This is a genomic window from Spirosoma fluminis (assembly GCF_054778895.1).
The window spans coordinates 1-10,380 of record NZ_BAAGZD010000019.1 but is presented as its reverse complement, the minus strand read 5'-3'; the positions used below and the strand labels follow the sequence as shown (position 1 = coordinate 10,380).

10 protein-coding genes are annotated in these 10,380 nt (G+C 51.3%); 3 read left to right on the top strand and 7 right to left on the bottom strand.

The window, feature by feature from the left end; translation table 11 throughout:
- Nucleotides 1-55: 55 nt before the first annotated feature.
- From ACYVBJ_RS19085 to ACYVBJ_RS19055, 7 genes are all read right to left on the bottom strand, one after another.
- The gene (locus ACYVBJ_RS19085; protein WP_460983901.1) at nt 56-2,938 is read right to left on the bottom strand and encodes a TonB-dependent receptor domain-containing protein; all 2,883 of its coding nucleotides are present in this window, start codon (nt 2,936-2,938) and stop codon (nt 56-58) included.
- Between the two features lie 93 nt (nt 2,939-3,031).
- Nucleotides 3,032-3,430 (bottom strand): hypothetical protein, encoded by a 399-nt coding sequence (locus ACYVBJ_RS19080; RefSeq protein ID WP_460983900.1) that lies wholly within the window; start codon nt 3,428-3,430, stop codon nt 3,032-3,034.
- Between the two features lie 63 nt (nt 3,431-3,493).
- Nucleotides 3,494-3,982: a Spy/CpxP family protein refolding chaperone gene (locus ACYVBJ_RS19075; protein ID WP_460983899.1), complete on the bottom strand. Its 489-nt coding sequence runs from the start codon at nt 3,980-3,982 to the stop codon at nt 3,494-3,496.
- Complete coding sequence (locus ACYVBJ_RS19070; RefSeq protein ID WP_460983898.1) at nt 3,975-4,304, bottom strand: hypothetical protein; 330 nt, start codon at nt 4,302-4,304, stop codon at nt 3,975-3,977. Before ACYVBJ_RS19070 ends, ACYVBJ_RS19075 begins: the two co-directional genes overlap by 8 nt.
- Nucleotides 4,305-4,311: 7 nt before the next feature.
- The gene (locus ACYVBJ_RS19065) at nt 4,312-4,887 is read right to left on the bottom strand and encodes an RNA polymerase sigma factor (RefSeq protein ID WP_460983897.1); all 576 of its coding nucleotides are present in this window, start codon (nt 4,885-4,887) and stop codon (nt 4,312-4,314) included.
- A gap of 150 nt (nt 4,888-5,037) precedes the next feature.
- The gene (locus ACYVBJ_RS19060; RefSeq protein WP_460983896.1) at nt 5,038-6,108 is read right to left on the bottom strand and encodes a branched-chain amino acid aminotransferase; all 1,071 of its coding nucleotides are present in this window, start codon (nt 6,106-6,108) and stop codon (nt 5,038-5,040) included.
- 115 nt (nt 6,109-6,223) lie between these two features.
- Nucleotides 6,224-6,775, bottom strand: a complete 552-nt coding sequence (locus ACYVBJ_RS19055) for a cob(I)yrinic acid a,c-diamide adenosyltransferase (RefSeq protein WP_460983895.1) — start codon at nt 6,773-6,775, stop codon at nt 6,224-6,226.
- Between the two features lie 166 nt (nt 6,776-6,941).
- On the opposite strand from ACYVBJ_RS19055, the gene ACYVBJ_RS19050 reads away from it, so the two are divergent.
- The 3 genes from ACYVBJ_RS19050 (at nt 6,942) to tyrS (ending at nt 10,071) form a co-directional block, all read left to right on the top strand.
- Nucleotides 6,942-7,451: a hypothetical protein gene (locus ACYVBJ_RS19050; RefSeq protein WP_460983894.1), complete on the top strand. Its 510-nt coding sequence runs from the start codon at nt 6,942-6,944 to the stop codon at nt 7,449-7,451.
- On the top strand, nt 7,444-8,658 hold the full coding sequence (locus ACYVBJ_RS19045; RefSeq protein WP_460983893.1) for an S-adenosylmethionine:tRNA ribosyltransferase-isomerase: 1,215 nt from the start codon (nt 7,444-7,446) through the stop codon (nt 8,656-8,658). Before ACYVBJ_RS19050 ends, ACYVBJ_RS19045 begins: the two co-directional genes overlap by 8 nt.
- 114 nt (nt 8,659-8,772) lie before the next feature.
- Nucleotides 8,773-10,071: a tyrosine--tRNA ligase gene (tyrS, locus tag ACYVBJ_RS19040; RefSeq protein ID WP_460983892.1), complete on the top strand. Its 1,299-nt coding sequence runs from the start codon at nt 8,773-8,775 to the stop codon at nt 10,069-10,071.
- Nucleotides 10,072-10,380: the final 309 nt, after the last annotated feature.

Genomic DNA, 10,380 nt, shown 5'->3' with positions numbered 1-10,380 from the left:
GTACAGAAACGGCCGCAAAGCATATGCTTTGCGGCCGTTTCTGTATTCAATCGGCTTACTTGTTCAGTTTGTATGTGAAAGTTAACATTCCATACTGACGCAGGGCGAGTGACTGCGTGTCTTCGAAATACGTATCCGTTACGTTGCGGCTGATGCTGTTGTTCTGATTCAGTAAGTCAAAGACGGTTAGTTTCAGTTCTCCCCGCTGATCGGATAACATCTTCTTGCCAAACGAGGCATTCCAGATGGCGTAAGACTGATTAAAGGAAGCCGACAAGCCACGGTATTCCTGGCGGTTGAGGTCGGTTTGTAACAGCCAGCCTTTCCCAAATTGCCAGTTCAGGCGAGCCCCAGCCGTCTGGGTGATAAAATTGGTGTTCAAGGTCGGCCGGATTGTATTGTTAACCCAGTTGTAATTGAACGCATACGATAGGGTGAAATCCAGCTTCGTGCTGATATTACTGCTCAACACCACGCCCTGTGACAGCACATAATTGTGGACGTAGTTCAATTCGTTGTTGATCAGGCCGGGGGTACGGTTATAGTTCAACCCCACATTCAGATTCAAGTTTGTCTTCAGCAAACCCAGTGGCGTACCGTAGGTCAGCAACGACCGGGCGTTCCAGGCACCGGGCAGGTTCACCGGACGTATTAACTGAACCCCCGGCGCCAGCGGCACACCGTTCAGCAGGGGACCAGCGCCTGTCGAATCACCCGTGCCGGTTTCAATCGAGTTGCTGATGTAGTTATTCGTTACGCCCGCGCTGAGCAAGGCAAAAAAGCTTCTGGCTTTTTCGGGCGTTGTAAGCGTATACCGGGCCGACACGCTGTGGCTGTACGACTGCTGTAGGTTCGGGTTACCCGCTGTCAGTAACAGCGGATTGGTGTTGTCCACTACGTTCTGCAGCTGCGATACCGACGGGGCTGCCGTGTTGGTGCGATAGAACAACCGCAGGCGGCTATTATCCGTGAAGCGGTAATCGAGTTGCAGGCTCGGCAGCAGGTTGTTGTAGTTTGAATTGATAACCCCTGGTAGCGGGAAACGCTGATCGCTCGTAAGCGAAGCGCGCTGGTACGCTACGTTCGCGGTGAAGCCAACCGTTTTGTTCCGGAAGTTATAACCTACCCCCGCCCGGTTGAACACGTAATCGCTCTGGGATACGTTCGACAGCTGCGGAGCCAGTTGTTCATACTGACCCGTCAGTGGGTTTAGTCGCAGGGTTCGGCGGTCAGCGTCGTTGTTGTTGTACGAAATGTTGTAATTCAACTGCAACTGACTCTGTTTGCTCAGCGGTTCGGTATACGCTACGTTGGCCGACAGTTCATAGCCATTGGTGCGGCTGGTGGTTTGCTGACGAATGGATTGCGTATCGGCCGGAACCGTCAGGAAGGTATTCAGCGAAGAAAGGGTGTTTACCCCATCGCGGTCATTCACCGTCGTACCGAGATTTACCGATAACGTACGTCCTGGCTTGTCGAAACGGTGTCGGAATAATACGTTGTTCGTAAAGTTAAGCCCGGTTCGTGCTGCTTCGTAATCGCTCTGCGTACGGCTTAACAGCGAATCAACCGTGTCGGAAACGCCAGCAGGTGTTTCGCCAATCGGAGGGATCGTTCTCAGGAACGTACTGCCCAGCAGATTACTTGTCGCGCTGTTGTTCTGGTAGCTCAGTCGGGGTGTAAACAGCAGCGAGTTGTTCTCGTTGATCTTGTACTCCAGGCGAAAATCAAGGCGGTGGTTGATGTTCTGACTGCTGCTGAGTTCATTCTCGCGATACAGTTGATTTCCATTGCCGCCCAGAAAATAAGTACGTAATAGCGACTGATCGTTCCGGTTGGTACCGAGGTTGCCGAAATAGCTGCCCCGAAAGGTCAGTTTTCTGCCCCAGTCGTCGGAGAAATTGATACCCAGTGAGTTTGCTGTATTGATACCGCCTTGCTGCCCAATCAGGAAGTTCGATGCCCCGTTGTTACCTCCCGACTGAGCGGCTCCACCACCGCCCCCGCCACGGTTACCACTACCTCCCCGGCCTCCGCCACCCGAACCACCCCGGCGCTGTCCGCCACCGCTGCTGGCTCCGACCAGGTCCTGAGCCGAAAAGTTTTGCTGGTTGACATTGTTCGACAACCCGACAATACTTAGTCGCTGGTCCTGGTTAAAGACGTTGACGTTACCGCCCGCTGAATACGTATCGCTGGTGCCATAACCGGCGTAAGCGCGGCCGAACGTACCGTTACGTCGATCAGGACGGGTTACTATGTTGATGGTTTTCGACGTATTACCGTCGTTGAAGCCGGTAAATTGGGATTGGTCGCTGAGCTGATCGAAAATTTCAATTTTCTGGATCACTTCAGCCGGAAGGTTGCGTAGCGCAATGGTAGGGTCGTCGCCGAAGAAGGGTTTACCATCCACCAGCACCTTCTGCACATCTTCGCCCTGGCTCTGTACTTTGCCGTTTATGACACTCACGCCGGGTAGTTTCTGAATCAGATCTTCGGCGCTGGCATCTTTATTGACTTTATAGGCGTCGGCATTGAACTGCGTCGTATCACCTTTCTGGGTGGTGGCTGCAATGCGGCCTACTACGTTCACTTCCTGCAAATTCTTGGCCGTCTCAGTGAGTTGCAGCGTGCCCAGGTCGAGCATAGGTTTATTAACCTCCACAGTTTTAACAAAATCCTGAAAGCCCAGATACGTTGCTTTAAGTCGATAGGCCTGTTGTTCGGGCACATTGTTCAAGGTGAACCGCCCGTTTATGTCAGTTAAGGCGTAAAATTGTTGAGTGGTGTCCCGTTGATTGGTCAGGATGATCGGAACGCCGGGTAAAGTCTCGTTCTTCTGGTCGGCGATTGTACCCGACACCTGCGTTGTTTGCGCCAGGGCCGTTCCCGACCCAAGCAGCAAGACTAATAGCAATAACTTCTGGATACGGTTCATGGCGTGTTGAAAAGAAGCGTTGAGGATATTGAATTACGATGGGTGCGGGACTTGAATGCGAGTGGCGGGTTGTTATACCCGCCACCGCTCTGCTTACTTACCCTTCTCGGCTTTGTTTTTATGCCAGTGCCCGTTTTTGTCGCCGGGCTGGCGTTTCGGAAGCTGCCGTTCGGTGGTCAACGCGCCTTTCTCATCGAAAAGCAACATGGTCCGGGCGTCCTGCTTGTCGGTAACGACCACAACGTATTTACCCTGATCATTTTTCGCCGACCGGCGAATGGTAGCGTCGGGGTACTTGTCTTTTACCGTCGATGCAATAGCGGCTGGTAGGTCTTTTGCCTCTACAGGCGTCATGTTCCTGAACTGACCGCGCCGACCGGGTCCGGGTTGACCTGTCTGAGCACTTTGGGTGGGTTCCGTTGCTTGCTGAGCAAAACTTTGACCGACGCTGAAGGTGCCCAGCAGGGCTGCCATTACGATTACTTTGTTCATAATTATTGGTTGTTTACTGAGTTAGATGCGTGTTGCAGAAAAAACCTGCGCAGGATTCGAAAATTATTTTTGGCGGCCGTTCGCTCTGCCGCGTCGACCTTCCCAATTGCCCCGGGAGGGCATTTCGCTGACGATCTTGCGGAGCTTCTCGCGTTGCTCGGGCGTACAGATAGCCGCTACCTGCTGAAAATGCCGCAACGTAATCACGTCGAGCTGCGCTAGTTGCATATGGTATTGCTGGGCTTGCGTAAGCAGCTCCGCGTCATTTTTCGTGGTGTCGTACACCTGCTCAAAAAACTCCCGTCTTTCGGGTCGAACTTGTTCGTTAAGCTTTTGACGCTGCATGAAGTAGCGCTGGCGCAGAGCCTGATAACGTTCGCGTTGTTCGTCGGTGAAGTTGAGTTGCTTGCTCAGGTACAAGCCCCGTTCGCCGGCACCACGCCAAACCCGACCCTGTCTGAGTGGCCCGAACCAGGTCAGTAAAGCCACGTTCAGGAGCACCAGCCCAATAACCAGGCCTATAAGCAGCTTGAATTTTCTAGGATCATTCATCGACGTAATCGGTATTTGTGGTTAACTGATAATCAGCAACGAAGCTTTCGTAGGTAATCGGGTCAGTAGTTGCCTGACTTGTATCGGCAGCAACGTAACGTAGCGCTACGCCCATGTTCAGCACAACAATCAGCCCGAAAGCGGCTAAGGCGTAAGCGGGTCGACGCAGCCACTGAGGAACGTAAGCAGGTGTCGTTTGCCGTTCCATACGCGCTTGCAGACGCGTATAGAAAAATGGGGTGGGCGACTCAGGCGGTAGCTGGCTCAGCTTTCGGAACCGCTCTTCCCAGGCGTCGTTGTCAGAAGATTGTTCATTGTTCATGTCCGTGTTATTTTGTTGAATCCTGATAAAAAGGTTGAAGTCGCGTGCGGAGCTGGCGTTTGGCGCGGTGCAGCAGCGACTCCACCGCCGACACCGTTGTCTGCAATACGTCCGCAATATCTTTATACGGCAGACCTTCGATGTAGTGCAGCGTGAAGGCTGCTCGTTGCGTATCCGGCAAATGATCAATCGCCTTCAGCAGCATCGTCGTTTCCTCCGATTGTTCCAGCTGCCTTCCTGGGTTTTCGGTGGCTGGCGGGTCATACAGCACCTCGTTGCTCGATCCGAACAGACTCGTCACGAACGCAAACCGTTTTTTCGCCTGGCATTTGCGTAGATGAGCCAGCGCCTGAGTTGTCGTAATTCGGTACAGCCAGGTACTTAGCTTGGCATCACCCCGAAATTGCCGTATGGTCTGATATACCTCCACAAACACCTCCTGCGCTATGTCATCCGCTTCATCCCGATCGCCCACCAACCGAAAAGCCAGGTTGTACACCTTCTTCTGGTAGGTTTCAACGAACTGGCGAAAGGCGGTTTCGCTACCAGTCTGTAAGGTCGCTATGAGTTCTGACTCGGTCAAAATGGTGGCTATTTATACGGTTAGGTGCAAGGCATGCCGAAAACCTGCGCTGAAAAACGGAATATTTTAAGACAACAGTTGACAAGACGTAACAACAAAAGCCCTGACCAACTGATCAGGGCTTTTGCATCTACTATTATTGGTGCTCAATTACACCGTGTACATCCAGCCAAAAGTGTCTTCTACTTTGCCGGTACGTAGGTCGGCGAGGTAGTTCTTCACCCGAACGGCGAACGAATCAGCTGGCGCTACTTCGGGCAGCATGTGATCTTTACCGTTATAGCCAATTAGTGAGTAAGGCGATGACCCTACTGCTGTTCCCGCTCCGAAGGCTTCGGTCAACCGACCCGTTTCGATACCACTGATCACTTCTTCGATAGATACTAACCGTTCTTCGACTTCCATGCCCCAACTTCGGGCGATCTGCAGGATCGAATCACGCGTAACGCCTTTCAGAATCGAGTCGGACGTAGCGGGAGTGATGAGCTTACCGTCGATGACGAACATGATGTTCATTGTACCCGATTCTTCAATGTATTTGTGCTCCCGGGCATCAGTCCAGATCAGTTGATCGTAGCCTTGTTGCTGAGCCAGCAGGGTCGGGTACATTGAGCCTGCGTAGTTGCCGGCACATTTTGCGTAACCCACACCGCCCGGAGCTGACCGGATGTACTCGGTTTCCACTTTGAGCTTAGGCGGATTGCTGTAATACGCACCTACCGGGCAGGTAAAAATGCAGAACCGGTACGTCTTTGAAGGCGCGACGCCCAGGAACGTATCCAGTGCGAACATATATGGCCGGATATATAATGAACTGTCAGGCGTATTGGGCACCCAGTCAGCATCAACACGTAACAGGGCTTCCAGGCCGCCCATAAACACGTCTTCCGGCAACGTAGCCATGCACATCCGGCGGGCCGATTCGTTCATGCGTTCAAAGTTGGCGTAAGGGCGAAACATCGCTACTTCACCAGCCTCGTTCTTGAACGCTTTCATGCCTTCGAAAATAGACTGACCGTAATGCAATGCCGATAGCGCCGGACTTAGCGTAAAGTTGTCGAATGGCACAATCATCTGGTTCTGCCACTGACCGTCTATGAAATCGGCCACGAACATGTGGTCCGAGAAGTGTTTTCCGAAAGGCAGATGGTTGAAATCTACCTCCTGAATCCGGGAGCGCTCCGCTTTCCGCAATTCAATTTGCAATACGTCCGTCGTCATAATCAGGCTATTGGTTAACGAGTTAGGTCGACTGCTTTCGCCGTTTCGACCGCTCGTGGCAAAGCTAAAAAATTAGGTTGAGTAAATTTAGTTGTTAAGACAACTTTTTTTCGGATTAAGTCCGTGGCTTCCAGACTACTTCGTTAACGGTCAGTTCCTGCGCTATTTTGCGGCTTAAAACGAATAGATAATCCGATAGTCGGTTGAGGTATTGTAAGACCAACTCATCGACCAGCGACTGGTCGTTCAGGGCAGTAACCAGGCGCTCGGCACGGCGGCAAACCGTCCGGGCCAGGTGGCAATACGATACCGATTCATGACCACCCGGTAACACAAAGGCGCGTAACTCGGGCAGTTCGGCATCCATGGAGTCCATAGCCCGTTCGAGTAACGTAACGTCGTCAGGTACAATGACGGGTATCGCTTTTTTGGGCGCCTTCTCCGGATCGGTTGCCAGTTCAGCGCCGATTGTGAAGAGCCGGTCCTGGATTTCTTTCAACAGCTCTCTACGGCCTTCGTTCACCGCCTGATCGCGCACCAGACCTATCCAGGAGTTTAGTTCATCGACCGTTCCGTACGTATCAATTCGCAGATCCGCTTTACTTACCCGGCGACCACCAATCAGCGCAGTCTGGCCTTTATCGCCTGTTTTCGTATAAATCTTCATGCTCAGTTAAACCAAAAATTTAGACAAATGGCTTCAATAACGGAATTCCATTACCGAAGCCGTACCTTTGCGGATTAAAAAGTAAGTTAAAAATGGAAATGGGTGGCCGAGTCATCTACTCGTTCGCTTATTCATACATCTCTCCGCTTCGGCGGTTCAATTTTACATGAAAGCAGGTACTTTCTTCATTCGAGTCTGGCGCATTTTGTCGATCCTCGGACTCTTGTTTGCCTTATTCAGCAGCTACATTTCGTACCCCGGTGAAGTAGCCGTTCGCTTCGACGAACTCAATCAGCCCATTCAATTAATTAGCCGCGAAGTGATTTTTTACAGCGCTGTGGTCATTTTTCTGTTGAATAATACGCTCATTAACGCCGTTGCCAAGCTGTTTAGCCGAGTGCCTACCGCTCAACTGCCACTATTGAGCACGAGCGTTTGGGCGAGTCACCGGTCTCAGCTCAACGTAATCCTGACCAACTGGTTTCACGCGCTTATGGCCGCTATCAACACGATCCTGGGGTTAGGTCTTCTGGTGTTGTCGTTCCTGAACCGATCCGACCGAGGTATTCAGGCGGTTGATTACGTCTGGCTACTACCCTTGAGTACGGCAATCTTAATCATTGTATTGGTCGCATTGCCTATCCGTTTGGCCATGAAACCAGACCGCGATGAGTGAAACAAATCAACTGCGGTTGAGTCAGTTTCAGTACGACTTGCCCGACAATCGGATTGCCCGGTTTCCCCTGCCCCAGCGCGACGCATCGAAACTGCTCGTTTATAAAGCTGGCGAGATCAGCCATGCGCATTTCTACAACTTGCCCGACTTGCTGCCGGATGATACGTTTCTGGTATTCAACGATACCAAAGTCATTCCGGCACGACTGCATTTTGTTCGGGCGACGGGCGCTTTAATCGAGCTGTTTCTGCTAAACCCGTATCCGGCCAATCAGCCCATTACGCAGGCTATGGAAGCTACGGGATCAGTTACGTGGCAGGCCATGATCGGGAATCGAAAACGCTGGAAACAGCATGAAGCCCTCGAAACTATACTATCGACCTCAACCGGACCCATTACACTGACTGCCACCTGGCAGGATCCTGAGCAATCGGTGATCCGGTTAAGCTGGCAGCCCGCTGAGTTGGCGTTTGCCGAGGTGATTCAGTATGCCGGGGAGGTTCCATTACCTCCTTACCTGAAGCGTGAAGCGACCCAGACTGATCGGGAAACGTATCAGACTGTATATTCAAAGCGGGAGGGAGCCGTAGCAGCCCCAACGGCTGGTCTGCATTTTACGCCGGCTGTCTTCGAGAACCTGGCTAAGCGCGGTATCGGCCATGACTACGTAACGCTGCACGTTGGAGCGGGGACGTTTCAGCCAATCAAGTCCGAGGACGTTCGCCAGCATTATATGCATACTGAGCAGGTTGTTTATACCCGGCAGAACATCCAGAATCTGCTTAATAATATACGTACAATTATACCGGTTGGCACTACGTCCATGCGGGCGCTGGAAAGCTTGTATTGGATGGGCGTGAAAGTAATACGTAACGAGCCCAATCCGTTTAAACTCGATCAGCACTATGCGTATCAACTGCCCGGTGCGGAGCATCCACCGGTTGAGGAAGCGCTCGCTGCGGTTCTGGCGTATTTAAATCGCTCGAATCAGGAGAAGGTTGTTGCACATACTGGTATATATATCACGCCAGGCTATCAGCTAAAGCTTTGTAAAGGAATTGTCACCAACTTCCACCAGCCCGGTTCGACCCTGATTTTGCTGATCGCTACGTTAATTGGTGATGAGTGGAAACGCGTATATACCGAAGCCTTGACAAGCCAATATCGCTTTCTCAGCTACGGCGATTCATCGCTGCTATTACCATAACCACTATTTTTGCAAAAAGGAGGAAAGGGAGGAGTGGGAGTAGAGAAGGAAGGATATAACCATTTCCAACTCCTTTCCTCCCTTTCTTCCCTTTCCTTACGTCTCCTTTCTACTATGAATTTTATCGAAGAACTCCGCTGGCGGGGCATGTTACATGATATGACTCCGGGCACCGAAGAACAACTCGCTGAGGGTATGACTGCGGGCTATATTGGGTTTGATCCGACAGCCGCTTCCCTGCACATTGGTAATTTGGCAACCATTATGCTGCTGGTTCATCTACAGCGGGCGGGGCATAAACCCTATGCGCTGGTTGGCGGAGCAACCGGCATGATCGGCGATCCATCCGGCCGTTCGACTGAGCGAGACTACTTATCAGAAGAAACGTTACGTCGCAATCAGGAAGGAATACGGTCGCAGCTAACTCGTTTTCTTGATTTCTCCGGCGAAAATGCCGCTGAGATGGTCAACAATTACGACTGGTTTAAAGAGATGACGTTCCTGGACTTTCTACGGGAAGCCGGACAGCACATTACGGTGAACTACATGGTTGCTAAAGATTCCGTAAAGAAACGCCTGGAAACGGGGTTGTCGTTCATGGAGTTTTCCTACCAGTTATTGCAAGGATATGATTTCTACTGGCTCTATAAGAATAAAGGGATTCGGCTGCAGATGGGCGGCTCCGACCAGTGGGGGAATATCACTACAGGTACAGAGCTTATTCGACGTAAAGAGGGCGGTCAGCCAGATGGGCGTGAAGAGCATTTGGCATTTGCCTTAACAACGCCCTTGGTCACAAAAGCAGACGGAACCAAGTTCGGCAAATCGGCAGGCGGAAATGTTTGGCTCGATCCGGGTATGACGTCGCCTTACCAGTTTTACCAATTCTGGCTTAATGCGTCCGATGCTGACTGTTCACGATTGATTCGCGTGTTCACATTACTCGCACGCGAGGAGATTGAAGACTTAGAGCGACAGCATGCCGAAGCACCGCATCTGCGCATTCTGCAAAAAGCCATTGCGCAGGACGTAACGATACGTGTTCACTCGCAGGCCGGATACGATCTGGCCGTAAAAGCATCTGAGGTATTATTTGGAAAGGCTACGCTTGATACCCTTCGTTCTATTGAGGTGGAAGAATTTGACGTAATATTTGAAGGTGTACCGCAGACTGAAATATCCGCCGAAGAACTGGCGAACAGTAAAGACATTACGGATTTACTTTCAGTAGCTAGTCGGGGAGAGGTGTACGCATCTAAAGGCGAAGCCCGTCGAGCTATCACACAAAATGCGGTTAGCATAAACAAAACTAAAGTAAGTGACCCCGCTGCACCACTGGAATTAGAATGGCTTCAAGATCGCTACATCCTGGTGTCAAAAGGCAAGAAGAACCATCTGCTAAAAAAAGCGTAAAAACTTATAGGGTCTAAGTCGCGTCTTTACAGAGACTTAGACCCTGACAGTCTCGTTGCCTCCTGTTTATTTTGAGACAGGGTCTTGACAAAGGGTGGGCAGACACCTACCTTTGCAGTCCCAAATCCGGGATGAGCCCCGGTCAGAAAGGCCTAAACCACCCCCCTGACCCGCTCGGCAAAGACAACACCGAAAAACAAATCAAAAATTATTTTTCGGTTTCGCTTGACAAAGTAAAACAAGTCAGCTACCTTTGCACTCCCAAATGATACGGGAACCGATCATAGCCAATCTAACTAATTGTTTATG